Source organism: Arthrobacter liuii (assembly GCF_014639275.1).
Classification (GTDB): domain Bacteria; phylum Actinomycetota; class Actinomycetes; order Actinomycetales; family Micrococcaceae; genus Arthrobacter; species Arthrobacter liuii.
Genome location: NZ_BMFW01000003.1, coordinates 15,480 through 40,143 on the forward strand (window position 1 = coordinate 15,480; position 24,664 = coordinate 40,143).

The window sequence follows — 24,664 nt, forward strand, 5'->3', positions numbered from 1 at the left end:
CACTGGTGCCCGTCCAGGTCCTTCACCCGCTACCTTCCCAGGTCATCCCTCGCCTGCTTCCCCGGCGGCAACGTCCGGTACGTGAGTTCCGGTGAGGGGAGTCCGAACTCTCGTTTAAGCGCGGATTGTGCGGCGTACCAACCGCACAGGCCGTGGACTGAGGGCCCCGGTGGGGTTGAGGATGAACATAGATGGACACCTTTTGCCGGTGTCCGCCAAGGGTCGGATGAGATTACCGGGCGTTTGAGTAGTTGACGGGCTGACAGTGCCCCTGCAGAGAAGTCGCCTCCAACGTAGTTCGGGTCGTATTGGCTGTATTGGTGGGCCGTGATGGAGTGCGCGGCCAGGATGACGTCACGGAAGCCCGGCGCGAATTGTTCGACCCGCCGGATGATCGTTTCTGTCGTGTCCACAGTCGAGCCCGCAGGGACGTGGGTGTAGGTCCACAGGATGTGATATCCGCAGGGGGCGCGGCTGCTGTCCAGGATCGACGGTTGACAGGCAAGGACAAAGGGCCGTCGGGGATGCCCTCCGGACGCTACCTCGGCCTCCGCCCGCGACATCTGGGCCCTGGTTCCGCCCAAGTGCACCGTGGGGGCGGCGGCAAGGGCAGGGTTGGCCCACGGTACCGGCCCTGACAGGGCGAAGTCGACCTTACTGACCCCATTTCCGTACCGGAACGAGGCAAGTCTACGCAGGTAGCGTGTGGGAAGTTCGGCTGCGGCGATCTGGGCAAGTCCCGCTGCGGAGAGGTCCAAAAGAACGGCCTTAGGCCGGGAGCCATCGCGGACTTCAGCCAGGCCGGTGATGGGGGAGTCAAGGACTATCTCACCGCCATGGTTCAGCAGGTCCTCCGCCATGGCGTTGGCGATTGACTGGGATCCGCCGACGGGGAGCGGCCAGCCGCCCGCATGGGCGTGCGCGCCCAACAACATCGCTGTGCCGCTGGTCGCCGGCCCTGGCAGCGACCCGATGCAGTGGGCGCTGACACCGGTGATCATGGCTGGGGCGATGTCACCTTGGAAGCGCGCGTTCCACCAAGGCCCGCCCTGTTCCAGGGTCCTGGCCGCGTAGAGGAGTGATCCGAGGCGGTCCCGGGGATGCGCAGCAGTTGGTGCATGGTGAGGTCAGTGATTCCGTTGACCCGTTCAACGAGGGGTTTGAACAGCCGACGGTAACGCTCGCCGTCAGGGCCCAAGCCCTCAGCTGTTCGGGGGAGGCCGCGGTAAGCGATCCCAGCTGTGTCTGCGTCCACTGCATGGGCGTAGGAGATTTCGGGAACCCGGAGCTCAATGCGCTTTTCAAGTTCAAAGGCCCGGAAGAAAGGGCTGGCAAGGGCCATGGGGTGGACAGCTGAACAAACGTCATGCAGGAACCCGGGCAACGTCAGCTCTGATGTCCTGGTGCCACCCCCGACCGTCCGGCTTCCCTCAATCATTCGCACTTTAAGCCCAGCCCGCGCCAAGGTTACGGCAGCAGCCAGCCCGTCAGGCCGCGCCCCCACAACCACGGCGTCAGGCTTCACGTTGACATTCCACAGACGGATTCCTCGCACCCGCCGGCCTGGCAGGGCTCACCTTTTTCGGGCTGGGCAGGGGAGTGTTGCTGTGTTTGGACCGGCCGTGGTGGAGTTGCAGGGCGCAGCGGATGAGGGGAAAGTGGCTGAAGGCCTGTGGGGTGTTGCCCAATTGCCGCTGGTTCTTGGGGTCCCATTCTTCGCTGAGCAGACCGACGTCGTTGCGGAGGCTGAGGAGGCGTTCGAAGAGTTCCTCCGCCTCGTTGCGCCGGTTGATTCCCAGCAGGGCGTCGACAAGCCAGAACGAGCAGGCGAGGAAGACGCCTTCGGTGCCGGGCAGCCCATCGTTGCTGGCCTGTGGGTGATAGCGGAGGACGAACCCGTCTTCGGTGAGGTGCTGTTGGATTGCCTCGACGGTGCCGACGACGCGGGGGTGATCGTGGGGCAGGAACCCTACGCGGGGGATCAGCAGGAGGCTTGCGTCGAGCTCTTTGCATCCGTAGGACTGGATGAAGGTGTTGCGCTGGCTGTCGAAGCCGTGGGTCATGACGTCTTTGTGGATGGTGTCGCGCAGCGCCGCCCAGCGGTCCCCGGGGCCGGGCAGCCCGGATTGCCGGATTGCTTTGACCATCCGGTCCGCGGCGACCCAGGCCATGACTTTTGAGTGCGTGTTCTGCCGGCGGGGCCCGCCCATTTCCCAAAGCCCGTTGTCGGGTTTGTCCCATGCACCTTCGAGGTATTCCATGAGAGCCACCTGGATGTCCCAGGAATCATCGACAGTGTCCGGGAAGGCGGCGCGGGTGAGGGAAAGCCCGTCCAGGACCTCACCCCAAACATCGAGCTGCAGTTGTGGTGCGGCAGCATTTCCTGTCCGGACAGGTTTGGATCCTTCGAAGCCGGAGAGCCATGGCAGTTCCGTTTCGGGGAGCCGGCGGGTGCCGTCAATGCCGTACATGATTTGCAGGTCAGCGGGGTCGCCCGCAATCGCCCGCAGCAGCCATTCCCGCCAGGCCGCGGCTTCGTCCGTGTAGCCTCCGGCGAGCAGGGACTGCAGTGTCAGCGTCGCGTCGCGGAGCCAGCAGAAGCGATAGTCCCAGTTCCGGGTTCCACCGGGGTCTTCCGGCAGGGACGTGGTGGGCGCTGCGACGATACCGCCGGTGGGTGCGTAGATGAGTCCTTTGAGGGTGATGAGGGACCGTTCGACGGCGTCCTTGTACTTTCCTTCCATCGTGCTGCGGCCGATCCATTCCTTCCAAAAGTCCTCCGTTGTTCGGAGCGCCGCACTGGGGTCAGTTTGCCCCGGGGCTGGTTTTCTGCTGGGCAGCCAGCGCAGCACGAAGGGCACCTTTTCGCCGGCCCGGACGGTAAATTCGCTGACCGTGCGCATGTCGCGGCCTTCGAGTGGGGCCGCGGTGGTCAGATAGGCGGCGTCGGGGCCCGCGACGGCGCTTAAGCCATGGTCGTTGCGCCGGACCCAGGGCACGATGTGGCCGTAGTCAAACCGGAGGCATAGTTCGCCGTACATCTGCACGCTGCCGCTGAGGCCCTCAACGATACGCACCAGGTCGGCGGCGTCATCCCGAATAGGCATGAAGTCGGTGACCCTGACGTTTCCGCCGGCCGTTTCCCATTCGGTTTCCAGAATGAGGGTGCCTGGGCGGTACCGGCGGCTTGTGCACTTCTGCGACCCGGCGGGTGCCAGTAGCCACCGCCCAGCGGCCGGGGCGTCCAGCAAGGCTGCGAAGCAGGCCGGGGAGTCGAAATTGGGCAAGCACATCCAGTCGATTGACCCGCTGTTGCTGATCAGCGCGGCTGTGTGCAGGTCACCGAGGATTGCGTAATCACTGATGTCAGACATTACTGCCCTTTCTGGCCGTACCGTTGACTGAATGAACCGGTAGGGGGCACCAGGCGCCGGCTGGACCGCTGCAGAGCCCGGATGGTGATGAGCACCGCCATTGCCACCGCTACGGCAGTCAGCACTGCACGGGTGCCACTTTCCGTCCGGGATACGGTGACCTGGCGCGCCGGGCCGGCAGTGCGGGGGTGGGTGACCGCGTCGGCCGGTACGTTCCAGTCGCGGGCAGAGGGGAAGGTCCCTGCCGGGAGTTTCTCCTCCCGGAGTTCCCGGAGTTCCCGGCGGGAGGCGAGCCGATCCCTGATGTCTTTGTTCGGAGCGGGCTCAGCATCGTCTGCCGCGACCGCTGCCGGGAAATCAATGATGTACGGCTCACCGTAGAAGGCTGAGGAGGCCACTGACTCAAGCCAGGTGCCCGGGGGTGTCCCAACGCCCTGGGCGGCGAAGGCAGACCGCAGACTTTCCAGAATCACGTCAAAGCTTTTGCCCTGCGCGTGCCTGGTGACGTCGAAGATGGCCAGCTGGAGCCGCAGTTTCGCGCCCGCGGCAGGGTCTTTGGCGCTGGGGTCCTGGCCTGTGGGGTCCGGGTTCAGCGGTTCCGGGTTGGCGCGGTAAGCGTCCCCTGGCTCGTTGCTCATGGGAATCCTTTCAGTCACACTTCAACTTCCTATCTGGTCAACGGTGAATGCGGCGAGGAATCCGACGGCGGCGATCAGCCCGGTGGGCAGGTGGTGTTCTTCGAAGGCCTCGGGGATCATCGTGTCGGCGAGCATTGCAAGGAGCGCTCCGGCGGCCACTGCAGTGATGAAGGCGACGACTTCGGCGGGTGCGTCCTGCAGGACCAGGAATCCGACCAGTGCCGCAAGCCCTGAAAGCACGGCGATTCCCACCTACACGCCGGACACGTATTTGGCGCTGCGACCAGCCTTTTTCATGCCGGCCGTGCTGGAGAGGCCTTCAGGGACGTTGGAACTGAAGACGGCGGCCAGCATGGCTGGGCTGACGGCGCCGGCGGTTACGAGGCCCACGCCGAGGACCACCGATTCCGGGATACCGTCCAGCAGTGCCCCAACGGCGATGGCGGTCCCGCTACCTGGCTTTTGCTGCTCCGACGGTTGTTTCCCACCCGAGCGTTTGCGGTGCTCGGCGCCTTTACGGGCCAGCAGGGCGTTGGCGGCAACGTAAACGACGGCGCCCGTGGCGAAGCCCCCGATCGTGGGCCAGAGACCACCGCCGTTGACGGCTTCCTCCACCAGTCCAAACGCGAGGGCCGAGATCAGCACGCCCGCGCCAAAGGACATCACGGAGGACACTACTTTGGACGGAATCCTCCATTTCCATGCCAGGGCGCACCCCAAAACCAAGGCCCCGCCGGCGATGGTGCCCCACATCCAGGCCAGCAACCACGCCGGTATCACGCAGCCCCTGCCAGCGGGCAAAGGGTCGGATCGTTTTTCAGGTACGTCATAAGATGGATCCTTTCCATTGTTGTCAGCATCCAGGGGCGCGGTATTTGTTGACCTGCAATGGAAGCTTTATCTTGGTCGTACGGCGGCCAGGCTTCCGCCGCCGGCCGCTGCTCCGAAAGGACCGAGGGCCGCTGGCGTCCGCACCCCCTCGGAGCCTTGCGATAGGGGAGGAAGATCGCTACGGCGGGCAGTATCTTGAGGGACCGCGCAAACCCGCCCGTCTCCAGCTCCGGATGAGTCGGTCCATCCCGTCCAGGGTTTCCGGTACGGTATCTTATGCCTGTTGTGTTTTCATGATTCTCCTTATCCGGACCGGGGTTCCCGTACTTGTGCTGTGGAATCTTCAAATTTTGCGGGGAAGCAACTATGGGAGGAAACTTGTGCCTATGGATGTAGTTGGTGGACCTGAATCAATCCCGCAACCATCGAGCCGGGAAGTTGAAGCGGTAATGCGTGCCGCAGATACCCTTTTGCGCGTCGTGTCCCGCTCGGTGGCTGAGGTTGAGGACGTGGTGAATACCCCGCAATTGCGGGTCCTGGTTCTCATCCACACCCGGGGACCGCAAAATTTGGGCGGCGTGGCCGCTGAACTGGGTGTCCACGCCTCCAACGCCACACGCATTTGCGACCGACTGGTCGCCGCTGACCTGCTCGAACGGCGCGAAGACCCGGCAGACCGGCGATACATCCGGCTCGAACTGACCACAAAAGGAAATGCCTTGGTGGACTCGGTTCTCGAGCACCGGCGGCAGGCTATCGCGGAGGTCATTTCGAGGATGCCATCGGGCCGCCGGCCGGCATTGGCGGCCGCGCTGGAGGCCTTCGCGGCAGCCGCCGGTGTCCAAGGCACCACTGACGGCCGCTTTACCTTGGGGGCCAACACGTGAAGTGACGGGGTCCTGGTGCCGCAAGCCATGTCTTCATTGAACCCTAATAGTTGCGTATCAGCAATAGTTGACCAACAGGCGGCGTCAGTGTTTGTGCCCCGCGCGGATTCGGAGCAGTCCCTCAGAGCGGCCTTATCCCCCATTCGCCAGCGTGGGACTGCCCTGGTTCAAGAGCGATCAGCCCCTCGCCGGAATTGAAGGCGTCAGGGGCACATGTCATGGGTTCCACACCCAGCCCCGTGCGCCGCCGGTGGGGCTGGGGGAGGGTGTCTCCGGAGAAGATTTCCACGTACGGGTAGGATCCGTCCACCCACAGCTCAACTCCTCCGGAGTTGTCCGGGCGCAGGAGTTTCACCCGGGCCCGCCCGTCGGCATCGCGGAGCAGGTCGGTGTAGGCCACGTCGATATGCCGCCCGCCGAGCTGTTGAAGTTCCCGCAGGTCATACTCCGTGCCCTCCACCCGCTCGTGCCCGGTGGGTATCCCCCGTTCATCCACGGGCAGGAAGGTTCGACCTGGCACCTGCACCAGTGCGGCATCGATGGCGCCGGGAGTGGTGACGCCGGTGCTGAGGTAAGGATGTGCCCCCGTCCCGTAAGGGCAACGTGATGCACTCCGGTTCATTGCCGTGGTCCGTACGGTCAGCCCTCCCGGGCCCAGGTGGTAGTCCAGGCGGCAGTCAAGGATCCAAGCCCAACCCTGGCAGGCATGCAGGGTGTAGGTGAAGGAGATGGAGTCTTCAGTGTGCTGCACAACCGGGGCGTCCCAGTTCCGCCAACGGGTGAGCCCGTGGATGGCACCGCTTTTGTCCGGCTCGCTCAGGTCTAGCTGCAGCTGCTGGCCTTCCCACTCGTAACTGCCGCCCTTGATCCGGTTGGGCCAAGGGATCAGTGACTGCCCCCGGGCGCCGGTGCACATGTCCTCCGGTCCGTACCCGTCCAGCAGGTCCCTCCCGTCCTGGTGGTATTCCCTCAATGCACCGCCCACTTCCGTCACCGTGGCGGTTTGGCTGCCGCAGGCAATGCCGTACTGGCGTCCGGAGGGGAGCAGGCGCGTTCCGGCGGTCTGCTGAGACCCGCCCCTGGGGTTCATAGCTGTTGGTTCCTGTGGCCGGGGGCCTTCAGGTCCAGGACCACCTTGACGTCGTCGGACTGGTGTTTGAAGGCCTCCGCAAAGCGTTCCAGCGGAAGCCGCCGGCTGATCAGGCGGCGAAGCCAGTTCCGGTCCGCCGCCGCCAATGCCTGCGCGCCGGCGTCGTAGTGGCGGCGGTTGGCGTTGACGCTGCCGAACACCACTCCGTTCATGAGCACTTCCTCACGGTTGAGCGCCCCCACGTCCACCCGTGTCTGCTTGCCCGTTCCGGACACTCCCGTCAGGCAAGTGACGGCGTCCTGGGCGCGGCACGTAAGGGCTTCCAGTACCACTGGAGTGACGCCTGTGCATTCCACCAGGACGTTCGGCTTGATGCCGGAGTCCGGCAGCGGTTCGCTGTGGTAGGTGGCCCCCAGGTCGCGTACAAGCTGCGGTTTGGGTCCGTCCGTGACGATGTCGAAGACGTGGACGTCCAGGCCCTGCTGGACTCCCAGCAGGGCGGCGAGCAGCCCGACAGGTCCCGCCCCGGTCACCACGGCCGTATGAGGATCGAAAAAGGCCCTCTTCCCGATCCGGTTGATCTGTTCCCAAGCCTTGGCCACGATGGTAGTGGGCTCCAACAGGACGCCCACGTCCTCCAGATCGGGGTCCAGTTTCACCATTGCCTCCGCGTTCGCCCGCCAGTGTTCCCGGGAAAAACCGTCGAGGCCCTTGATCCCGTGCTCGGTGTAGTTGCCGTTGAGGCACATATCCCATTCCCCGGCGGCGCACGCTTTACAGGGCTCCGGGTCCGGCCTGCGGACGATGCCCACCACCAGGTCCCCTTTGGCCAGCCCGGAGTCCGGGGGAGCGTCCAGCACCCGCCCCAGATTCTCGTGCCCCAGCACCAGGAAGTCCTGGCCCGGCGGCGCCTCACCGTACTCCGCGGCAACGATTTCACTGTCCGTTCCGCACAGGCCCACGGCCAGAGCTTCCACCAGCACCTCGCCCTCGCCCGCCGTGGGCTCCGAAACGTCGCGCAGGCTGAGTGAGCCTTTCTTTCCGGGAGTTACCGTCAATGCACGCATTACTTCTTCCCTTCGGATTGAGAAACCTACCTCTGTCAAGCTTCCCGCACTAGTTGCGTGTGTGCAACAGTCGCGGAATATGGAGGAAGTACTAATGGGGGCCATCTGCTGTCCCGTAGGTCTGCGGGCAGTAAAGCGACGGCCTAAGATGCGGCAATGGTGTGTCATTCGGTGAGGCTCCTTTTCAGGCAGACGGGAAACGCCGGAGGCGACCAGACCGTCCGGTTCCCTCCCGGAGGCCCTCCGGGAGGCCGGAAGCGGGGGGCCTCAGCTTCGAGGAAATCACGCTGTACGTTCAGGACGTGGCGGCTCCCCGCGGCTGACGTCCAGCAGGATCACGACAACGAGGAGAGCGATGGAGAGGCAGGCGGAGGCTACGGTGTCGGTAAACCAGTGGTAGCCGAGGTAGACACGGCTTGCTGCTTCCACGGTCAAACCAAGGGCAGCGGCACCGAAGGCACCGATCACGGCAGTTCTGCTGGAGGAACGTGAAAAGACCAGGTAAGCCCCGACGAGCAGGAAGTTCGAGGCACCAACGACGTGCCCGGATGGAAAGGATGATGTCGCGTCGGCGCCAAGCATCATTATTCCGGCCGGCGGCCGGGAACGTCCGACAGGGCGGGCGATTACCTCCGTGAGGACCACCCCCGTGATCATCGTGCCGGCCAACAGTATCGGGCGCCACAGACGTACAAACGAGGACATGCCTGCCAGGAGCAGGCTCAGGGACACGGCATGAAGAGCCAGGAAGCGGACCGTGGAGACCTTGTTGCTGTTACCCAAGGAGAAACGTTTGTGCCCGCTCTGTTGGGCAGCCCGATGACCACTGCTCATCTGCTGCTCATCGTACGGACAGATCGGTTAAGCTGCTGCGGTGGCAGGCGAGTGCCCCTGCAGGCTGCTGGTTGTGTGGTCAGGTGCTGCCAGGACCGTCAATGCTTCATCCCTCGCATTCGATGCAGTAGGCGTGCGCATCTTTCTCCTGGGCCAGTTGGGAGCGGTGTTGTACCAGGAAGCAGGACGAGCACAAAAACTCGTCCTCCTTTTGCGGGACGACTTCCACAATGAGCTCTTCGGCGATGTAATCCCCGGGCAGGTTGACTCCGTCCACGGTGTCGGCCTCCTCGAGTTCCCTCACGACGCTGCGTGCGTCGGGGATGTTTTCTGTCCGCAGTGCTTCCAATGAACTTTCTTGGGACTCTTTTACGTCAGGGCGGACTTCGTCGTAATCGCTGGCCATGGCCTTACTCATTTCTGCTCGTGCTTGTTCTCCTAATTGACGTGCTGCTCTTCTTTGGCTGGCGGCTCTTCGGATTGTTCTTCGATGTGCTTGCGCTGAAGCTCGAGTTCGTCTTCGCCCTCGTCTTCAGCTTCGTAGAGCTGGGAGTTGGTGATCCGAAGCTCGCGCATTATGGCGTCGAGTTTGAGGTGCAACGCGGCGGAATCCCGGTTCTGGGTGTTCTGGATTATGAACACCATCAGGAACGTCACGATCGTCGTGCCCGTGTTGATCACCAGCTGCCAGGTGTTGGAGAAACCCAGTATCGGTCCGGTGCAGGCCCACACGACGAGAACGGCGACGGCGGCGGCAAAGATCCAGGCATGGCCAAGGACCTTTGCGGTCCTGGAAGTGAATCTGGTGAAGAAGCCGGCCCTGTCGCCATTGCTTTTATCGGTAGTCATCATCCCATCCTTGTATGACGCGTTCCTCTGACCAGCACATCCACTGAACAGTCGCCCACCGGCTGCCCGGTAAGGCCGCCGCAGGGGCATGATATCTGGCTACGGACGCCCGCGCGGGTCCCTGATCGAAGTTCCCCGGCGGCGAAGGCCAGGGCGATGGCAGCATTGGCGACCGCTGGCTGCCGCCGTCGCCGGTCCACTGCGGCCAGGGCCAACATCGTCAACGCATGAAGGGCATCGACCCCGGCGCTGATCCAGTGCAGGGCAGCCCCACCACCGAGAGTGGTAGCGGCGGCGGCCTGCAGCAGGTGACGTGCCCCCAGGACACGGATGAACGTGCGGGCGTGGGCATCGGGGGCCCGTCCGATCAGGAAGCATTCGGCCGCTCCAGGGGCCAGGACCTCCGCGGTACCATAAGCTGCCCTGAGTACTTCGAAAGCTCTCACCGCGCATCCTTTCGGCTCAGGGGTGCCATCGCGCCCACAATCCCGGGGAGGGCCACCCCGAGTCGGGCCGTAGTGAAGCGGTGATGCGGGGAGACAATCAGCTTAAGGCCAGGCTCCTGCTCGACGCGCCCAGTGGTAGCGTCAAACTCGTGCGGGTCTACGACATCGACCGGGCTGGGCAGCGCCCTCCCGCCCGCAGGTTCAACCTTTGCCGCCACGACCGCAATGCCTGCCGAATGCCCGGCCAGGAGGGCGCCAGCGTAACCCCGCCGCCAAAAGGCGATGGCCGAGGCCCGGTCGGTCCACCCGTTGGCTCCTGTCACGACGACAACCCTGCGTGCTGTTTCCATCTGGATCCCCCCTCTGGCTTTCAGCCGGAAGTGACAAAAAGCATATCGCAAAAGTTACTTATGCGCAACTACCCCGCGCCTCGTAACCCCGTCCTCGGGCACAGCTCGTACCCTGTCCGGGTACGGGCTTCATGCACGCTGGAGTGCCTTGACGCCGTCAGATAGCTCTTCCGGATTCAAGCGGCGTACGATGTCGGGCTCCACTGGGTACGGGAAAGTCTGTCTAATCCTGCCGTTGTACTTGCGCTTACACAAATATCCCGGTTCCATGAAGGGATGAATACCGATAGCACTGGATCAACGCTGGAAAAAGTTGCCAGCGGCGGTTTGGCGGGGCTGCTCGCTACGGGAGCGATGAGCGCGCTGCTCGTTGCCGCCGACGCCGCCGGCGTGATGAACAACGAGCCGCCCCTGAAAATCGTGGATGAGTTTGCCCCCAGGCTTCCGCTGCCGCTGAGGGACACTGCCGCCGTCCTCGCTCATTTCGGGTACGGGGTGGCGGGTGGCTGTCTTTACGCTTTGATAGGCAAGAAGCAGTCCACCCTTGGCGCCGGCGTCGCCTACGGTGCACTTGTGTGGGCGGTGGGGTACGAGGGCTGGCTGCCGGCCATGGGAATATTGCCCCCCGCGCACCGGGACAAGACCGGTAGGGCGGTGACGATGCTGGCCGCGCATCTGCTCTACGGCGCCGTCCTCGGTAAAGTCGCTGGAGGCCGGCCCCGGGTCGATCGTGTCCGAGTTGAGCCTTCAGGCAATGTGGACACCGTTGATCTTCCGTCCCAACTGCCGGAATCGTATGTCACGTATCTTGCAGGAAAGGATCCCGCCTTCACCGCGACAGTGCTCCCGGTACTGGAACAATCGGCAGCAGCCCAGGAACATGGCGTTCACGTGCGCTTGGTCCCCGGAGGGGTTCAGGCACTCGTGGATCCCGCCGTGCCTTATCCCCAGGTCACCGAAGGCGTTGACTAGGACTTTTTCGCCGGACCTGGGGCGCTCACGCCGCCGTCGTTTCTGTGTGCTGACCGCATCCAAGACAATAGGAGGCGTGTGAAGCGTTCGGTCGCCCCCCACCCCGCCTGTAGGTGCCTGGAGGTATGGACGGTACAGTTTGCCCGTCGTCGCGTTCAGCGCAGCATGGACGGAGGTGGTGAGGGGAACCGGTGGCCAGGGTATTGCGGGGCGGCATTCATGAGGTGCGCCCATTGGGTGCCGGCGATGTTGGCTCCGTCCAGCCCGGTGTAGTACGTCCCGTTGATGGTGGTGTTCTCGTTCGCCCACTCAGATCCGAATCCTTTGTAGCTGCCGAACCAAGAGGCGGTAGCGATGCCCGTGGTGGCGCCAACCGTCCATGTCTGGGTATGGCCGTCGGTGGTGCGGTTTTGGCGAAGATGTCCTGTTCCTTGTCCACAGGGATGTTGTGGCCCGACCCCTTGGTCAGCAGGTGACATCATCACCAAATTCGCCCAAACCCAGATTGGAAACGTCACAGACCTGCTCGTGGCACTCAGGAGGCAGGACCCCGGACAGCAGGTCGACATTGTGGTGCAGCGCGGCTCAACACCACAGACCCTGCACGTCACGCTCGGGAACGTGGCCACAGCACCCTAGGCAGCTGCCACCCTGCGGCAACGGGCAACGCTTTGGCAGCACCATTTCCAGCGCCGAAATCACCCCATCATTTGGTTGACCGTGTAAATAAGGACGCCCGAACAAACTCAGATAATAGACGTTCCGTAAGGTCCTCAGCAGGTGGAGCTGCTAGCGGGATCATGAAGGCCGAAATAGCCTGGTCGGGAGATACCCAGGTAAGCCGAATTGCAGTGCATGCGCGCGAAGCTGATATTTGTCGAATTCTCCAATGGGCGTCGCAGCGCGTGTCAAGCACCTCGATGCCCCTTTGTCCAAGGTTAGGGAAACCGGACCGGGTCCGGGGGCTACCTGCCCGGATAGCCCATTGACAGGTGATGGGGGCAGGAGTATCACGGCCATGAGCGGGACAAACCTGCCCCGTTCCTCTGGATGGCAGAAGCAGCAGATGAGAAGGAGCAACATCATGGCGATGTCACTTGTCTTGCACCGGGTGGCGGACTACGAAGCGTGGAGGAAGGTTTACGATTCGTTCGGCCACCTTCAAAAAGAAGGCGGCGTCACCGAGGAGTCAGTGCACCGGATGGCAGATGACTCGAACAACGTCCTGGTCATCCACCATTTCAACAGTGTGGATGCTGCGCGGGCTTTCTTCGCCAGGGACGACATCCGTGAGGCGCTGCAGCGCGGCGGCGTCCAAGGCGAACCGCGGATTGAATTCTTCGAGTAGGTGAGATGGCCTGGCGGGTGTCCCGCAGACGGGACACCCGCCCCCCGTTTGTCAGCCTGGAGGGCGATTGCTTCCATTTCCCGACAACCCGGCACGCTCCCAAAAATGCCGGCCTCCGGGCGCTTTTAGAGACCGGGCATGATACTGGCAGGCGGGACCTCATTGCTGATAGCGCTCTCTTGCCCGTTTTCAGGAGAGGATTGGCATGGCCGCCGAGGACTTCTTCGTTCACCGCGAGCAAGACACCTGCAATGAGGAAGACCCGGAAACCGATTCCGCGAGGAGAGCTGGACGCTTCCATTCAGATCGACCAGGCCGACGGGTGACGGCGTCCGCGTACTACCGGGCCGAGCATGCTCCGGCCCTGGCCACGGCGATCCTGGCGGCAATGAACCTGGACCCCAGGAGGGTGTTCGCGGGCGAGCCGCCTGAGCTGAATCCGTAGACCAGCTCTCCGGCCGCTGCGCCTCAGCTCTGGCGGCTGTTGGCATCGCGCCGCGGCCGGCCTTAGCGCTAGCGCCACCACTTGGTAAAAGTCAAGGGACCCTCCGCCCGACGTGGAGGTTCGGGTCGGAGGGTGAGGAAGGCTGCGACGGCGGTGAGTGTGAGCAGGGACGCTGCGATGGTGAAGCTGAGCTGCATTCCGTGGACGAAGGCGGCGCGGTCGGCGATGAGGGCTCCGAAGACTGCGATGGCGACGGCGCCGCCAACTTGCCGGAAGGTGTTGAAGACGGCGCTTGCGGTGCCGGCTTTTTCGCTGGGGACAGTTGCCAGGACAACGGAGGTGACCTGCGGCATGGCGATCGATCCGCCGGTGCCGGTGAGGACCAGGAATGTTCCGACGAGGATCGGGGAGTGAAGCGGTGCTGTGAGGATCAGTCCGGTGAGCCCGGCGGTCATGGTTGTCAGTCCGAGAACGATGGGTGTCCGGGGTCCGAACCGGTTCGCGAGGGTCCCGCTGATGATGTTCCCGACGATGCTGAATGCCGCGGAGGGCAGGAAGACGAGGCCGGCTTGCAGCGGTGTGAGTCCCATGTGTTGTTGAAGGAAGAGGCTTAGAAGGAACACGGTGCCGAAATGGCTGGCCATAAAAGCGAATCCCCCGGCGAGGGAGACTCGCATGCCGGTGGAGCGGAACAATTCCAGAGGCATCATTGGGTGGTGCCCGCGCGCTTGGATCAGGAGAAATCCCGTGATCCCGGCCGCCGCGGCTGTCAGGCTCAGGACGACGTTGGTTGAGCCGAAGCCTTCGGCGCCTCCGGTGATGAGGCCGTACATCAACGCGGTCAGGGCGGTGATCGCGGTGGTTTGGCCGGCCCAGTCGAACGGGGCAGGCCGGCGTGGAGAGGTGGCCACTTTGGTCAGGAGCACGAGCATTGCGATGCAAACGGGGAGATTGATCGCGAACACGAGCCGCCAGTTGACGGTGGTGAGCAGTCCGCCGACCAAGGGTCCGACGGCGCCGGCTACGGCGCCGCCGACTGCCCAGATCCCCAGGGCGTGCGCACGCCGTTGCGGGTTAGGGAAGGCCTCCCGGATTAACGCCATGGACGCGGGAAGCATCACTGATGCGGCAGCGCCTTGGAGGACCCGGGCGCCGATCAGGATCCCGGCGGTCGGTGCCAGGGCGCAGGCGATGGAGGCCAGGAGAAAGAGTCCGATCCCGATGCCGAAGGCGGTTTTCGCGCCGAACCGGTCGGAGAGGTTCCCTGCGAACAGCAGGAGGGCGGCGAACATGAGGGTATAGGAGTCGATTACCCACTGCTGGCCGGAGGTTCCACCGCCGAGTTCCTTGCCGATGCTGGCCAGGGCAAGGTTGACGATCAGGATGTCGAGTGTGATGAGGAAGAACCCGAGCGAGGCCAGCAGGAGTGTGCCTCGAGCCTGTGGTTCTCCGGAGGCCGGGGCTGGCACTGGTTCGGTGGACGTTGTTTGGCGACGAGGCATGTGATCCTAAGCACGAAGGGGACGTCGTAGGGTTGGCCGGTTCTGGGACCTGGCGGTCGGTGGGTGAGGTGGTGCTTCAGCCTGCCTCGGTGGCGTGGGTGGCGGAGGGCCGGGGCATCTGGTCCTGTGGGGTGGCCCAGCTGGCGAGGATCCGCATGGCGTCCGCGGTCGCGGATCCGGGCTCGACCGTGTAGACGAGCATGACGAGCCCCGGGTCGGTGGAGAGTTCGAATGATTCGTAGCCGAATTCGAGGTCTCCGACGGCTGAGTGGGTGAGCATCTTTTGCCCGGACCGGTAGCGGAAGACATCGTGGGAGGCCCAGAGGGTGCGGAATTCCTGGCTTTGGGTTGAGAGCGTGCCGATGATCTCGATGAGTTCCCGGTCATAGGGGTCCCGGGCCGTTGCGGCGTGAAGGAGCGCGACAACGTTGTGTTTGGCGGTGTCGAAGTCGCGGTGGAATCCCGGGGCGCGTGAATCCAGGAACAGGTAGTGGGCGTAGTTGAACCTGTCGCCGGATCCGTCGTGGGGGAGCGAGTAGAGTGCCCGGCCGATCCTGTTGGAGGCGAGGCGGTCGAGGCGGGCGTTCTGTACGAACGCGGGGGCATCGATGGAGTCCAGGACACTCTGGATCCCCGGCCGGACAGTGGTGCGGTTGGAGGGTTTCCGTCGGGGGGTGCGCCGTTGGGTGATTCGGGCGAGGTCCAGCAGGTGGTCTCGTTCGTCGTCGTCGAGCTGCAGCGCGCGGGCGATGGCTTCCATCACTTCGCGGGACGCGCCGGAGATCCTGCCGCGTTCGAGCCGGGCGTAGTAGTCGACACTGACACCGGCAAGGTGGGCCACTTCCTCGCGGCGCAGGCCAGGGACGCGGCGCCCCCCGCTGTACAGCGGGACCCCTGCCTGCTCGGGGGTCAGTTTGGCGCGTCGGGTTGTGAGGAAGCTGCTGATCTCGGACCGGGAATCCATAGTTCCAAGGGTAGGTCTGCCGCCTCGGGCGCTAACAGGACCTGTCAGACCATGTCTTACCAGGACCTTCTGGTTCGGTGGCCTGCGGCCCAGCCAGCCGAACAGTTCTGCGCGTGCCTTCGCGGCTTCGACATAGTCGATGACGGATCGCTGGGTTCCGTCGGTAGGCTTCGCGAGGAGGCCGTTGAGGGGGCCGGTGTGTTCTTGGGTAACGCGCAGGTGAGTCATTCCCGTGTGGCTGGAGAGGGTGAAAGTTCTGGCGTTCTTAAAGAGCCCCAGGGGCACGCCGCCGGTCCAGGTCATCACCTCGCCCGGTATTTGTTGTACCCGGAGCCCGTACCGGCGGTCGCCGCCGGTGGTGGTGCGGACCCGGATGATGCTTCCGGTGCGGAACATCCCCCTCGATGGCGATTATCCCTAATTCCCACACGGCGTGGTTACCCGCGTCGGCGAGGATCTCGCACACGGTCGATGTGCGGGCATTGATCTGCGTCCCGGCTTCAGGGATGTGCATGAAGATTACGGTAACTGCCTGCACCGCCCGGAGGGGCTGGTCTGGCCCGCGAAACGGTGAACATCAGCTGACGCATTCCAAGGTCCGCGATTCTTCCCGCGGCTATTGGTGCTGGCGGTGAGGCTCAAGCCAGGGGGTTTAGATGCGGCGCCCGCGAGCTTTTTTGCGGAGATTTCGGTAGGCCGCCTCGGCGTTCGCTGCCGTTTCGGTCTCTTGCTCGATCAGTGCCTGGTAGACGGCGGCGGTCCCGGCGGCCATGTCCGGTGCCGCTGCGAGACGGTGCAGGAGTTCGCGGGCGACGACCGAGTCCTGGTGGTCGCCGAGGACTCGTTGGATGCGGTGGCTGGTTTTTTCCAGCGTGCGTGCCCGTTTCCCGTGGATGGCGGCGGCGGATTCAGCGGCGTGCCGGAGGCGTTTGGCGTCTTTGCGGACCTGGTGGAGCGCGGTGTCGTGCCCGGTGGTTCCCTGGGATTTTTTGGCGGCCTGGTGGGCTTTGTCGAGGCGTCGCGCAGCCTTGTTTACGAGGCGTGCGCTGGATTTGCGCGCCTTCCGGGCGGCCTTGGCTTTCGTGGGCGGGGTGTCGCGGACGCGTTCGAGGGCGTCCAGGAGCCGGTAGTACCGCTGCGAGTTCAAGGTTGTGAGGGCGCGCTGGTAGCCGGCGTTGTAGGTGGTATCGAGTTCGTGTTCAAGCTGGCCAAGGGCTGGACTGGCAGCCTCTGCATCGGGCAGGTTGTTCAGGTGCGCGAGGATACGCTCGCGTATGACCTCGGCGTCCCGGGGTCTGCCTAGGACGCGGCCCAGCCATTGCAGCTCCCGTTCCAGCCCGGCACCGGTTTCTCTGTCGAACAGGGTTCGGTAGGTCCGCAGTACTGACCGGGTGCGGCGGGCGGCAGAACGCATTTGATGCACAGAGTCGGGCGCGCCCGTCCGGACGCCGGGGTCATAGGTGAGGAGCTGACGGATCTGGGCCCCTACGTAACTGGTGACGACGTCACGGACGGGCCCGTTCTTCCGCGCCGGGTTGGTGCGGGTGGCCTTGGCTTCTGGCCAGGATCCGTCAAGGGCGCGGGCGAGCTTGGACGGATGAGCGGACGGTACTGCCCCGGCAGTTTTCAGCGCTGGTTTCGCGGCGGAGAAGAGTTTCGGGGTGGCGCGGACGAGTTCGAATTCCCATTCGTGCCATTGCGTTTCCGGGCCCAGGCCACCCAGCGGGACGGCGTGGACATCGTCGTCAGTGAAGTCGGCGAGATGTTTTCCGTCGGCCCCGTATAAGGGGTAGGTGCTGCGCCGGGTGGAGAGGCGGGCGACGGGGGAGAGTTCACGTCCTCTGGTGATGGCGGCGAGGTGGTCGAGCAGCTCGGCAGGGACGTGGTCGGGCTGTCCGAGGGGATTCTGTATCTCGGTGAGGCTGTCCGGGCTGACGGGGAGTTTTAGGTGCCAGCCCGGGTCGCTACCGCCCGTTCGCCGCCGCAGAGTCATGCCCCGGGCTGCGAGCTCCAGAGTGCCGGTGTCGTAGTAGACCGCCTCCAATAATGTCTCTGACGCTTCCCCGACGTGGTCGACGCCGGGAATCGCGGTCAGCTCCGGGATCCTCGAGCGGAGGCGGGGGTCGTACTTACGCTCCTTTTCGGTGCTGTCCCGCGCTGTCATGACGTTGCCCGGCCCGTCGACCCGGCCCCGGAAGTCGGCTTTGATGTATGAACGTTCGCCATGTGACGCCTCCTCGGTTTGGCGCCGGCAGCATCGGCCGCACGGCGCCCATCTGCGGCGGTCGTAAGCCGATTCTAGGACCTGTTCACAGCACCGGACCAGTGCCGAAAGGTCCGACCATGGCGACTCGCACTCCCACCTGGTTCCGGAGGGCGCTCGGGCCGGTGCTCGGCTGCCCCGGTACCCGTCGGCCGGTTGCTGCACGTACCCGGGATCGTCCACTCGATATCGAAATCTCGAGCCATTACGGTCGAAGGTGAAAGCCCGTCGGTCCCCCACCGGCGGGCTTTCCTCGCTACCTTCCGGGCCCTTACGTCCGGTGCGTCGGAGAACCCTGACGTGCGCTGTTCTGCAGTCGGCGGCGCTGCGGCCAGCGGCTACTCTTGGGTTAGCAGGACGACCCTTGATCAGGACAGTGGGGATGGACGACGCTCAACAGCTATGGCGGACGGACCCGGTCACACTGCGTGACTACATTGTTGACGCTGCGGCAGCGCGGGCAAGAATCACTTCCTGCCCGGTTCTTGAGAAGTTATGGCTGACGGCGCTGCTCGGCCACGAGGAGCAGGCACTGAAAGAAGGCATGCCCCTGCTTAAAGGTTCGGCTGACCCTCTTGAGTTCACACCGAATACGTCACGATTTCCCATCGCGCCATGCACAGGCCTGGCAGCTCGCTGCCGCCCACGTGGACTACTTCCGACCTCAGGCCTCTGGTTCGCATCCTGGAGTCTGACCCGGCTGGTTGGCGCGAGTCTGCGCACCGGGACGGGCCCTCGGCGCTGCCGGTCGCTGATCGTTAACTGTTCATCTGGAATTCGTTGTCCCGCGAGGGGTATTGCACGAAGATGGTGCGACGGTGTCTGTTCTGCGCTACCGGGAGGAAACTACACCCCTCTCTTCGGGGCAGGCGCCAAGAAAGGCGGGACTGGCTCCTGGTCTCAGAATGTTGAGGAGCCGGTCCCGCTGAAGGATCGGTGCCGCAGGCGCGGCGACAGGCCCCGCCCGGGAATAACTGGCCGGGGGTAAAGGCACACTTGTCCTGACCTCATCTCTTTGTTGTGAGGCCCACCGTAGAGGGCCATGCACATGCCATGCGTTCGGCCCGGCCCCTGCCCACCGTGTGCCGGTGCGCGCCCGTTGGTCTGTGGGCCCAGCTAAAGGCGGGTGATGTCGAACTCGGTCACGTCCAGCAGGCGTCGGGTTCCGCTGAGGTCGTCGGTGATCCAGAACAGTTCGTCCCCGGAGGTGATTCGTGTGACCGTTCCCCGGCGGATCACAGCGCCTCGATATGCCGCCTCGATGAGGTCCCCGCAGGCGAGGTCTGCCGTTGAGTGGACTGCTTTCTTTTTTGCAGGCGACGGGGCGAGGAGTTCTTCGGTGTTCATGCCCACAGGATCGCCTGTGCAGGTTGCAGGCCGGTATCCGCAGGATTAATGGGCCGCGTAGTCCGCTTCCGGGGGTTGTGGACCGGCTCGCCGGTAAGGACCTGTCGGTCCCACGCGAGCACATCGAAGACATCGTCCAGCAAGAGCACGGATCGCTCGATACCGGCAGGGTACGGGACTACTTTCCGATTCTGGTCGAGCACGCCGCGAAAGACCGCTTGAATCGGTGACACCATCGATTCCCCGCTCAACGTCAGGCGGACATCATGACTTTTCGGCAACCCCTGCCCTTCCTGCGAACGGCGGGGGTTTGTCATGACCGGCCGGCGATCAATCCCTAGCTGGGTGAGGAACCGGAACGGGACGATGCGGGGAGCCAAGCCCGTGACGCGGGGCCTCCTGGCGCCCCGGGATACGTTCGCCAAAAACCATCTTCGAGACACCTGCAGGTAACCCGGCTCCTGAACCATGGATATTGGGGGAGCCCTTCAGTATTGGACAGGACGAACCATGATTGTTGAGCGCAGCGCGATCGGCTCGTGCCACGAGCTGAAACCAGGTGACACGATAGAGGCGTTCCACGAAAACAACCTCGTTCATCGCGGGCCGGTCACACATACCGTCCCGGAACTGGGATTGTTCTGGATTTTGGACAACCTCACCGGAGGCCGGCGCCTCCTTGACATGTCCGAACTCGAGATCGTCCGCCTTCCGGCGCACTACCGGGACGTCTCAGCACAGGCGCATGGACAACACGACACCCACTGATGAGCCCAGGATTGCTCCCGGCCGCATGGGCGGACAGATCCCGGGACTGGGCGGCCTCGGCATCCGGTCAGCCGGCGGCGTGAAAAGCATCGGTGAAAAGCCGTGCGCGTTCGCTGAGGTATAGCTCCAGCGGCACGAAGATCGTTCGTGATGCCGCACCTCTGCTGACACTGGCGATGAAGAGTTCGGAAGATTCGACGTCGAGTAGTAACCGCGGTGGCGGGAACGGCTCTGTGGGCGCTTCGTCGCTCCAACTGCCCTGAACGTCCTCGAGACGTCCAAGCCTGACATAGGGAATAAGTGAATCGATCAGCGACGCCCCCTGCTCCTGACCTGCCAGTGCAAGATCGCCCGCACGGTCGATGCGGAAGTAGACCGCGCCCCGCGGGTGGTATGCCAGCGTGTCCCCGTGGCGGATGAACCGTGCATCGGCGACGGGAAACTCGGAGTCCTGGAACGCGGAAAGTACCCCTCCGCGCTCATAGGCGCCCAGGGTCTGTTCGCCGAGGCGGCGAAGGAACGGGCCCAGCATATCCAGCCGGCGCTGCACCTCAGCACTATCACGCTCGTGCATGCGGCCGATGTTACGCCGCTCAAAGGCGCCACCGCGACCATCAATTCGGTGGGCGCAGAGCGTCCCCGTTACGCTGCCGACGAAGGGCCGCTTGCTGGGCCTCTAACCCCCGCACACAAAGTGCAAAGTACGGTCGGTGGCGGCGTTGATGCGGTCACTGCAGAGCTCGGCGCCGCGGTCAGGTGATCCGGTCTGGGTGGGCCGTCTGGGTTCCAGTGCCATGGCCGGTGAATTTGCCAAATCGTTGCTTGGCCGTGTGTGTCCCAGCTCCAATTGGCACCTGCGAGGTGGCTTTCGCCAGGCCGAAGAGCGGCATCCCGCTGTACACCGTCTCTATTCCCGTGGCAGGCACCCGGTAGGTTTCGTGCCAGATACCCACATTTCCGGTACCGGAGAGTTCCTTCATGAACCGCCGCCACGGTTCCAGGTGCGGGGCCTCCCGGTCCGCTGCAAACCGGCGCAGATGTTCGGGGCTTTCCCAGTAGCTGACCATCATGGTGGTCCGCCCGAACCACTGTTCAAAACCGAGCATTCCTGATGAGGGATCGGCGGCAAGGTGGCGGAGCATGCGCGGCATGGCCGAGGCGACCTGGGCGACCTTCCCGATCCGCCACCACCGGTTTGCCCTCATGCCAATAAGGAAGACGGTTACCGAATCACGGCCAGGATCAGCGGTGCAGCGGCCGGGGAAAATCTGCTGTGCCACGGGACTCCTCTTCCTAGGAATCAGTCAAGAGGCCTTGACGTAACAGTGTTACAAAACAAGGTTATGGAATGATGGCGGGTATGGCAAGACCTGTAACGCACACCGATTCGCTTCGCGATCAGCTGCTCACCGTGACAGCCGACCTGGTGGACCGGGAAGGCCCGGCGCGGGTGACGCTTCGGGACGTGGCCGCCGCCGCCGGCACGTCCACCAGCGCGGTTTATTCGCTGTTCGGCGGAAAATCCCAGCTTCTCACCGCTGTGGTGGATGACGGGTTCCGTTCGTTCCGGAACTCCCAGGCCGCCGCGGCAAGCGAGGGGCTCCGGGGGCTTGGGGTGGCTTACCGCGCCTGGGCGCTGGGACATCAGGCTCTCTACCGTCTGATGTTTGGCGGTGCGCTTGCGGCGTACGCCGATTGTCGGCCTGACCCGGAGGCTGCCACTGGGGCGATGGGGCCACTTTTGGCAGTGGTCGCGGCCGGGCAGGCCGCCGGCGAAATGGCGCCGGCCCCGGTTGAAATGGTGGCGGCAGCCATCTGGGGCCAAGTCCACGGGATGGTGAGCCTGGAACTGGCCCTGATGGGACCGGTCGACATTGACTGGGCTGCCGCTTACGAGGCCGCTCTCGACGGTGTGTCCAGAGGGTGGGCCGCCCGGGTCCCGTCAGACGCCGGCGGGGAGGTACCTGAAGCGTAACGGGCGGGCATGGCGCCGTGGGTAGGGTGCCAGGCTTAGTCCCGACCGCACTGATTCCCGCCGGCGCATTCTCCTGATGCTTGTTGGGTCCCGACTGTGCCGTCTTGGCACAAGCGACGCCCAAGCACGGGCGCATGTGTTGGCGACAGTTCAACGTTGTGCTTCGGCCCTAAACAGCGGCGTTTTCCCGGCGCTATATGGCGCTTGGTGCTGCCCGCAAGGGGTCGCCCCGAGACAGGTTTCCGCGGCGGCGTAGGGCATGGTCGATTGCCCCGAGCGGAGGCGGGAGCGCGTCCTAAGCCGCGTACCAAGCACCGACGGCGGGCGTTGTCACACGAGCAGTGCCTCAAGCTGCGGAAGTCGGCCGAACAGGTCGGGGAGGCCGCGCAGCCCGTTGCGCACGGATTCGTGCGACAGCGCAAGGTCAGGGCCGGTGCTCGCCTCGACACCGGCGAGGCACCGAAGGATGTTCCACCCCGTGTGCCCCAGCCAGCCGCCGATCATGGAAACAAACCAGCTTGGACCTGACGGCCGGCAGCACTCCGCCACCCGTGACGTAGCCCTCGAGAACCGAACGGAAAATGGCGGCCTCGATGTCATCGAAGCCGGGCCCCTTCGCGAGGCTCAGCGCGGTCGAGCCGAGCTCACCGGACAGGTCAAGCATCCCCGAGAGTTCCCAATCGAGCACCACCGGCCGACCCTGTCGGGCGAGCAGGTTCCACGGTTGGATGTCCCTGTGTGTCAGCACGACGGGGCCGCGCCGTTCGCAGGTGTCGACGAAGCGGGCAATCGCGAGGAACGTCTCGACGTGAGTTGCGAGCTCGTCGGCCCACGGCTGTCCGGTCGCCGCCGCCCGCGCGGCGAGCCCGGACCAGTCCCTTGACGTCGGGTCCTCGACCGTTACGTGGGGCCACGCGACGTCGAGCGCGTGTATGCGCGCCAGAATCTCACCGACCTCAAACGCGTACGCCGCCGACACCGGAGCTTCGGGCACCTTCTCTCCTTCGACCCATCGGTGAACGACCACGGAGTGGCTGGCCAAGATCGGCTCTGGCATGGGAATGCCGGCAGCGAAGGCCGCCCGCTCAAACCTGAACACGTCCTCAACGCGGTACGTCCAGCGTCGGTCGTCGAGGTTCAACTCCTTGACCGCGAACGACCCCTGCTCGGTGTCGAGCCGGTACATCCGGTTGGCGAACCCGCCGTGGACGCGAGTCATCGGCCCGGTCGGCGCGCCGAGATGCGAAAGGTCCACCCACTCATTCTAGGAACCGGCTGTTTATTGATGCACCGAACTTTCCCGCCCGCTTCGCTCACTGCGTGCTTGAACTTCCGGTCGACCGCGCCTCGTCATCGGGAACAGACGACAAAGACCGCCAACGAATCACCGCCAACAGGTTCTGAAGCCAGCACCTCAACGATGGGGCAGCATCCGCAGTCTCACGGATGCTCTGGACGCCGGTCCTTGTCCCCATTTGTAAGGTCCTGCTCCCAACGGCGGGATCTTTCCTCAACGGTAGGGGGTCCTTCCCAAACGGCAGCCCACGACGGGCACAACCTCCGCTCAAGACTGGGGACGACCGGTCGACAATAGCCGTAGCGGGGAGTGACCCGGCAGCCTGGGAGGTGTGGGGCGCTTCGGTTGACGGCTGCGGACGCAAGGCGTCTCTCCTTTTGCGCTTGTGCTGGCCGATTTGAATGGCGGCGGAGCCATGTTCGTGGTTCCGCCGCCATTTCGGTGTGTCTCCTGGGGTAAAAAGCTGCAGCTGCCATCAGAAATCAGCACCACCTAGCCGACAAAACAGACACGTGAGGGGACCACCGCAGCGGGTCCCCTCACACCCGATTGCAGGACCCAGACAGCAATACCCGGCAAGCAGGAGCGTGACCACCCGCGTGGAGACGCGTTCCGCTCCACGGCGTTTCAGGTCCGTCGGGTGGCAAAGATTCCGGCCCCGAGTTAGAAGGCGGCTGCGGTTGGGCCAAGCTGCGGCATGATTGGCTTTATGTCTGAATTCACCGCCGCCCGAGCCCACGATGCCGTGTTGCGCCATGTAGAGGAGAGCCTCCGCTCCGGAGCCATCAAGCTCGGCGACAGGTTGCCTGGTGAACGCGCACTTGCGGAGCAGTTCAGCATTTCGCGCGCGTCCGTGCGGAATGCCATCCGGTCGCTTGAGGTTATGGGCGTCGTCCGTTCGGCGACGGGCTCTGGGCCCAACTCCGGAACGATTGTGGTCTCGAACCCGTCCACTGCTCTCGGGGGGGCCTTGCGAATGCACGTCGCGAGCCATCAACTGCCCCTCAAGGACATCGTCGAGGCCCGAACCATGACAGAGACCTGGGCCCTCGAGCACGCCGCAGCCGCACCATGGATGCCTGAGCAAATCGACGATGCGCGCCGGCTGCTTGAGGCGATGGACGATGATGGTCTGCCGTCGCAGATCTTCACTCTGCTCGACGCCCAGTTTCACGTCGCACTGAGCGCCCTGGCGGGCAACGTCGTGGTGAGCACCATGATGGAATCGATGCGCGAGGCGATCCGCGACTACATCAGTGACGTCGTGGTTCGGCAGGCTGCTTGGGAGGAAGTCGTGCACGTCCTTCGCTCGCAGCACCACGGCATCTTCGACGCTGTCGAGGCCCGCGACGGGGTCCTGGCAGCGCGTCTGGTCCGCGAACACATCGAATGGTTCTACGGACAGGCCGTCTGAGCC

At 64.2% G+C, this 24,664-nt stretch carries 26 protein-coding genes and 2 pseudogenes; 9 read left to right on the forward strand and 19 right to left on the reverse strand.

What is annotated here, in order from left to right; translation table 11 throughout:
• Positions 1-29 precede the first annotated feature (29 nt).
• From IEW19_RS04005 to IEW19_RS04020, 4 genes and pseudogenes are all read right to left on the reverse strand, one after another.
• Positions 30-1,525, reverse strand: a pseudogene (locus IEW19_RS04005) (phytoene desaturase family protein).
• The gene (locus IEW19_RS04010; protein ID WP_188570412.1) at positions 1,515-3,374 is read right to left on the reverse strand and encodes a glycoside hydrolase family 15 protein; all 1,860 of its coding nucleotides are present in this window, start codon (positions 3,372-3,374) and stop codon (positions 1,515-1,517) included. Before IEW19_RS04010 ends, IEW19_RS04005 begins: the two are co-directional and overlap by 11 nt.
• The gene (locus IEW19_RS04015) at positions 3,374-4,012 is read right to left on the reverse strand and encodes a hypothetical protein (protein WP_188570413.1); all 639 of its coding nucleotides are present in this window, start codon (positions 4,010-4,012) and stop codon (positions 3,374-3,376) included. The genes IEW19_RS04010 and IEW19_RS04015 overlap by 1 nt, the downstream gene beginning before the upstream one ends.
• Positions 4,013-4,033: 21 nt before the next feature.
• Positions 4,034-4,789 (reverse strand): annotated as a pseudogene (locus tag IEW19_RS04020) (ZIP family metal transporter).
• 503 nt (positions 4,790-5,292) lie between these two features.
• On the opposite strand from IEW19_RS04020, the gene IEW19_RS04025 reads away from it, so the two are divergent.
• Positions 5,293-5,730, forward strand: a complete 438-nt coding sequence (locus IEW19_RS04025) for a MarR family transcriptional regulator (protein ID WP_188570414.1) — start codon at positions 5,293-5,295, stop codon at positions 5,728-5,730.
• A gap of 121 nt (positions 5,731-5,851) precedes the next feature.
• Here IEW19_RS04025 and IEW19_RS04030 read toward each other — a convergent pair whose 3' ends face one another.
• The 7 genes from IEW19_RS04030 to IEW19_RS04060 all read right to left on the reverse strand — a co-directional run bounded on the left by IEW19_RS04030 (position 5,852) and on the right by IEW19_RS04060 (position 10,366).
• Positions 5,852-6,820 carry an aldose 1-epimerase family protein gene (locus IEW19_RS04030; protein WP_188570415.1) on the reverse strand — a complete coding sequence of 323 codons (969 nt, stop codon included), beginning with the start codon at positions 6,818-6,820 and terminating at the stop codon, positions 5,852-5,854.
• The gene (locus IEW19_RS04035) at positions 6,817-7,887 is read right to left on the reverse strand and encodes a glucose 1-dehydrogenase (protein ID WP_188570416.1); all 1,071 of its coding nucleotides are present in this window, start codon (positions 7,885-7,887) and stop codon (positions 6,817-6,819) included. The genes IEW19_RS04030 and IEW19_RS04035 overlap by 4 nt, the downstream gene beginning before the upstream one ends.
• A gap of 282 nt (positions 7,888-8,169) precedes the next feature.
• Entirely contained in the window at positions 8,170-8,670 is a 501-nt protein-coding gene (locus IEW19_RS04040) for a phosphatase PAP2 family protein (RefSeq protein ID WP_229748320.1), read from the reverse strand.
• A 157-nt stretch (positions 8,671-8,827) separates the two neighbouring features.
• Positions 8,828-9,127: a DUF4193 domain-containing protein gene (locus IEW19_RS04045; RefSeq protein ID WP_188570418.1), complete on the reverse strand. Its 300-nt coding sequence runs from the start codon at positions 9,125-9,127 to the stop codon at positions 8,828-8,830.
• A 32-nt stretch (positions 9,128-9,159) separates the two neighbouring features.
• Positions 9,160-9,570, reverse strand: coding sequence for a low affinity iron permease family protein (locus tag IEW19_RS04050; RefSeq protein ID WP_188570419.1), 411 nt, complete (start codon positions 9,568-9,570; stop codon positions 9,160-9,162).
• Positions 9,570-10,016, reverse strand: a complete 447-nt coding sequence (locus IEW19_RS04055; protein ID WP_188570420.1) for a hypothetical protein — start codon at positions 10,014-10,016, stop codon at positions 9,570-9,572. Before IEW19_RS04055 ends, IEW19_RS04050 begins: the two co-directional genes overlap by 1 nt.
• Positions 10,013-10,366 carry an SDR family oxidoreductase gene (locus IEW19_RS04060; RefSeq protein WP_188570421.1) on the reverse strand — a complete coding sequence of 118 codons (354 nt, stop codon included), beginning with the start codon at positions 10,364-10,366 and terminating at the stop codon, positions 10,013-10,015. The genes IEW19_RS04055 and IEW19_RS04060 overlap by 4 nt, the downstream gene beginning before the upstream one ends.
• Positions 10,367-10,642: 276 nt before the next feature.
• Between IEW19_RS04060 and IEW19_RS23380 the strand changes: the two genes are divergently transcribed.
• Positions 10,643-11,338, forward strand: a complete 696-nt coding sequence (locus IEW19_RS23380; protein ID WP_229748321.1) for a DUF6789 family protein — start codon at positions 10,643-10,645, stop codon at positions 11,336-11,338.
• A gap of 155 nt (positions 11,339-11,493) precedes the next feature.
• On the opposite strand, the gene IEW19_RS04070 is transcribed toward IEW19_RS23380, so the two are convergent.
• Positions 11,494-11,820: a hypothetical protein gene (locus IEW19_RS04070; protein ID WP_188570739.1), complete on the reverse strand. Its 327-nt coding sequence runs from the start codon at positions 11,818-11,820 to the stop codon at positions 11,494-11,496.
• A gap of 46 nt (positions 11,821-11,866) precedes the next feature.
• On the opposite strand from IEW19_RS04070, the gene IEW19_RS23385 reads away from it, so the two are divergent.
• The 3 genes from IEW19_RS23385 to IEW19_RS04085 all read left to right on the forward strand — a co-directional run bounded on the left by IEW19_RS23385 (position 11,867) and on the right by IEW19_RS04085 (position 13,131).
• A complete protein-coding gene (locus IEW19_RS23385) occupies positions 11,867-11,977 on the forward strand; it encodes a hypothetical protein (RefSeq protein ID WP_229748322.1) in 111 nt (36 codons plus the stop codon).
• 445 nt (positions 11,978-12,422) lie between these two features.
• Positions 12,423-12,686, forward strand: a complete 264-nt coding sequence (locus IEW19_RS04080) for a cyclase (protein WP_188570422.1) — start codon at positions 12,423-12,425, stop codon at positions 12,684-12,686.
• 205 nt (positions 12,687-12,891) lie between these two features.
• Complete coding sequence (locus IEW19_RS04085; protein ID WP_188570423.1) at positions 12,892-13,131, forward strand: hypothetical protein; 240 nt, start codon at positions 12,892-12,894, stop codon at positions 13,129-13,131.
• A gap of 68 nt (positions 13,132-13,199) precedes the next feature.
• Here the strand turns inward: IEW19_RS04085 and IEW19_RS04090 are convergent, their stop codons facing one another.
• The 4 genes from IEW19_RS04090 to IEW19_RS04105 all read right to left on the reverse strand — a co-directional run bounded on the left by IEW19_RS04090 (position 13,200) and on the right by IEW19_RS04105 (position 19,207).
• Positions 13,200-14,633, reverse strand: a complete 1,434-nt coding sequence (locus IEW19_RS04090) for an MFS transporter (protein WP_188570424.1) — start codon at positions 14,631-14,633, stop codon at positions 13,200-13,202.
• Between the two features lie 76 nt (positions 14,634-14,709).
• The gene (locus tag IEW19_RS04095) at positions 14,710-15,993 is read right to left on the reverse strand and encodes a helix-turn-helix transcriptional regulator (RefSeq protein WP_308419972.1); all 1,284 of its coding nucleotides are present in this window, start codon (positions 15,991-15,993) and stop codon (positions 14,710-14,712) included.
• 256 nt (positions 15,994-16,249) lie between these two features.
• A complete protein-coding gene (locus IEW19_RS04100) occupies positions 16,250-17,761 on the reverse strand; it encodes a CYTH and CHAD domain-containing protein (RefSeq protein ID WP_188570425.1) in 1,512 nt (503 codons plus the stop codon).
• Between the two features lie 1,215 nt (positions 17,762-18,976).
• Entirely contained in the window at positions 18,977-19,207 is a 231-nt protein-coding gene (locus tag IEW19_RS04105; RefSeq protein ID WP_188570426.1) for a hypothetical protein, read from the reverse strand.
• Positions 19,208-19,284: 77 nt separating this feature from the next.
• On the opposite strand from IEW19_RS04105, the gene IEW19_RS24185 reads away from it, so the two are divergent.
• Both IEW19_RS24185 and IEW19_RS04110 read left to right on the forward strand, forming a co-directional pair.
• The gene (locus IEW19_RS24185) at positions 19,285-19,437 is read left to right on the forward strand and encodes a three-helix bundle dimerization domain-containing protein (RefSeq protein ID WP_373283557.1); all 153 of its coding nucleotides are present in this window, start codon (positions 19,285-19,287) and stop codon (positions 19,435-19,437) included.
• A gap of 280 nt (positions 19,438-19,717) precedes the next feature.
• Complete coding sequence (locus tag IEW19_RS04110; RefSeq protein ID WP_188570427.1) at positions 19,718-19,975, forward strand: hypothetical protein; 258 nt, start codon at positions 19,718-19,720, stop codon at positions 19,973-19,975.
• Between the two features lie 67 nt (positions 19,976-20,042).
• Here IEW19_RS04110 and IEW19_RS04115 read toward each other — a convergent pair whose 3' ends face one another.
• Together IEW19_RS04115 and IEW19_RS04120 are read right to left on the reverse strand one after the other, a co-directional pair.
• Positions 20,043-20,549: a hypothetical protein gene (locus IEW19_RS04115; protein ID WP_188570428.1), complete on the reverse strand. Its 507-nt coding sequence runs from the start codon at positions 20,547-20,549 to the stop codon at positions 20,043-20,045.
• Positions 20,550-20,727: 178 nt separating this feature from the next.
• Entirely contained in the window at positions 20,728-21,255 is a 528-nt protein-coding gene (locus IEW19_RS04120; protein ID WP_188570429.1) for a DUF4188 domain-containing protein, read from the reverse strand.
• Between the two features lie 80 nt (positions 21,256-21,335).
• Here IEW19_RS04120 and IEW19_RS04125 point away from each other — a divergent pair, with 80 nt between their 5' ends.
• Complete coding sequence (locus tag IEW19_RS04125) at positions 21,336-21,950, forward strand: TetR-like C-terminal domain-containing protein (protein WP_229748323.1); 615 nt, start codon at positions 21,336-21,338, stop codon at positions 21,948-21,950.
• Positions 21,951-22,374: 424 nt separating this feature from the next.
• Here IEW19_RS04125 and IEW19_RS04130 read toward each other — a convergent pair whose 3' ends face one another.
• Positions 22,375-23,205, reverse strand: a complete 831-nt coding sequence (locus tag IEW19_RS04130; protein WP_229748324.1) for a phosphotransferase family protein — start codon at positions 23,203-23,205, stop codon at positions 22,375-22,377.
• Between the two features lie 787 nt (positions 23,206-23,992).
• On the opposite strand from IEW19_RS04130, the gene IEW19_RS04135 reads away from it, so the two are divergent.
• Complete coding sequence (locus tag IEW19_RS04135; RefSeq protein ID WP_308419983.1) at positions 23,993-24,661, forward strand: FadR/GntR family transcriptional regulator; 669 nt, start codon at positions 23,993-23,995, stop codon at positions 24,659-24,661.
• The last annotated feature ends 3 nt before the right edge of the window (positions 24,662-24,664 follow it).

Excerpts from the sequence above, each read along its gene's own strand:
- IEW19_RS04010 (WP_188570412.1), bottom strand. The coding sequence starts at position 3,374 with ATGTCTGACATCAGTGATTACGCAATCCTCGGTGACCTGCACACAGCC.
- IEW19_RS04015 (WP_188570413.1), bottom strand. The coding sequence starts at position 4,012 with ATGAGCAACGAGCCAGGGGACGCTTACCGCGCCAACCCGGAACCGCTG.
- IEW19_RS04025 (WP_188570414.1), top strand. The coding sequence starts at position 5,293 with ATGCGTGCCGCAGATACCCTTTTGCGCGTCGTGTCCCGCTCGGTGGCT.
- IEW19_RS04030 (WP_188570415.1), bottom strand. The coding sequence starts at position 6,820 with ATGAACCCCAGGGGCGGGTCTCAGCAGACCGCCGGAACGCGCCTGCTC.
- IEW19_RS04035 (WP_188570416.1), bottom strand. The coding sequence starts at position 7,887 with ATGCGTGCATTGACGGTAACTCCCGGAAAGAAAGGCTCACTCAGCCTG.
- IEW19_RS04045 (WP_188570418.1), bottom strand. The coding sequence starts at position 9,127 with ATGGCCAGCGATTACGACGAAGTCCGCCCTGACGTAAAAGAGTCCCAA.
- IEW19_RS04050 (WP_188570419.1), bottom strand. The coding sequence starts at position 9,570 with ATGACTACCGATAAAAGCAATGGCGACAGGGCCGGCTTCTTCACCAGA.
- IEW19_RS04060 (WP_188570421.1), bottom strand. The coding sequence starts at position 10,366 with ATGGAAACAGCACGCAGGGTTGTCGTCGTGACAGGAGCCAACGGGTGG.
- IEW19_RS23380 (WP_229748321.1), top strand. The coding sequence starts at position 10,643 with ATGAATACCGATAGCACTGGATCAACGCTGGAAAAAGTTGCCAGCGGC.
- IEW19_RS04070 (WP_188570739.1), bottom strand. The coding sequence starts at position 11,820 with ATGATGTCACCTGCTGACCAAGGGGTCGGGCCACAACATCCCTGTGGA.
- IEW19_RS04080 (WP_188570422.1), top strand. The coding sequence starts at position 12,423 with ATGGCGATGTCACTTGTCTTGCACCGGGTGGCGGACTACGAAGCGTGG.
- IEW19_RS04085 (WP_188570423.1), top strand. The coding sequence starts at position 12,892 with ATGGCCGCCGAGGACTTCTTCGTTCACCGCGAGCAAGACACCTGCAAT.
- IEW19_RS04090 (WP_188570424.1), bottom strand. The coding sequence starts at position 14,633 with ATGCCTCGTCGCCAAACAACGTCCACCGAACCAGTGCCAGCCCCGGCC.
- IEW19_RS04095 (WP_308419972.1), bottom strand. The coding sequence starts at position 15,993 with ATGTTCCGCACCGGAAGCATCATCCGGGTCCGCACCACCACCGGCGGC.
- IEW19_RS04100 (WP_188570425.1), bottom strand. The coding sequence starts at position 17,761 with ATGACAGCGCGGGACAGCACCGAAAAGGAGCGTAAGTACGACCCCCGC.
- IEW19_RS04105 (WP_188570426.1), bottom strand. The coding sequence starts at position 19,207 with ATGAACACCGAAGAACTCCTCGCCCCGTCGCCTGCAAAAAAGAAAGCA.
- IEW19_RS04110 (WP_188570427.1), top strand. The coding sequence starts at position 19,718 with ATGATTGTTGAGCGCAGCGCGATCGGCTCGTGCCACGAGCTGAAACCA.
- IEW19_RS04115 (WP_188570428.1), bottom strand. The coding sequence starts at position 20,549 with ATGCACGAGCGTGATAGTGCTGAGGTGCAGCGCCGGCTGGATATGCTG.
- IEW19_RS04125 (WP_229748323.1), top strand. The coding sequence starts at position 21,336 with ATGGCAAGACCTGTAACGCACACCGATTCGCTTCGCGATCAGCTGCTC.